Below are 647 nucleotides of genomic sequence, written 5' to 3'. Positions count from 1 at the left end.
ATTCTTATAATTTTGATTGCAAACCTTTTATCGGCTTGTGCATTAGCACCAAAGCTAAAACAGCCCAATGATAGGAATCGTGTGCCTATTAATAAAACAATCCCTGCCGAAATTAAACGAGCAAATATATGAAAAAGCGATTTATTATAACAGGAATGATTACCCTTTTGGGGATGATAAATCTGGCACATGCATCGGATTCTCCTCAAGCAGATACATGCAATTTTCTAGCGTTGGGATTTGCTCAATATCAACAGAACAGATTTGGAATAGACCGCACTGGAGTCCTAAAGACATGTGCACAATCCCCATCGTCTGCTCCACCGCCACCACCTGCTCCACCGCCACCACCTGCTCCACCGCCACCACCTGCTCTACCAGCAGAATATCTGGAGCTTATTAAGCTATTAAAAAAAGAGGAAATTATTGAGCTCTTTAAAAAACAACTTGCGTTAAAAAAGGAACAACTTTCACAAATAGAAAAAGCCTATCAAGCTATAACAAAGAATCAGAAAACAAACCCAAAGCAAATAGACTTTTCTAGTTTTTTTCTCAAAGAACCAGAATCGTTCTATAAGAGTGATAAGCTTTCAAGAGAATCATATCAAAAGGTACTAGAGGACGAAAACAAAGTTTCTGGGCCTTTT

1 protein-coding gene and 1 pseudogene are annotated in these 647 nt (G+C 38.6%); both read left to right on the top strand.

Going from position 1 to position 647, the window contains the following annotated elements:
• A partial coding sequence (locus ACFIMU_RS08740) for a TrwH protein (RefSeq protein ID WP_375607600.1) occupies positions 1 to 132 on the top strand: 132 nt, incomplete at its 5' end.
• Positions 129 to 647, top strand: a pseudogene (locus ACFIMU_RS08735) (hypothetical protein); the annotation flags it as partial. The gene ACFIMU_RS08740 and the pseudogene ACFIMU_RS08735, both read left to right, overlap by 4 nt.

Origin of the sequence: Bartonella sp. AC70YNML (assembly GCF_042196545.1) — a bacterium.
Classification (GTDB): domain Bacteria; phylum Pseudomonadota; class Alphaproteobacteria; order Rhizobiales; family Rhizobiaceae; genus Bartonella.
Note: the sequence above shows the minus strand (reverse complement) of the source record. Positions and strands in the feature narration are given on the sequence as shown.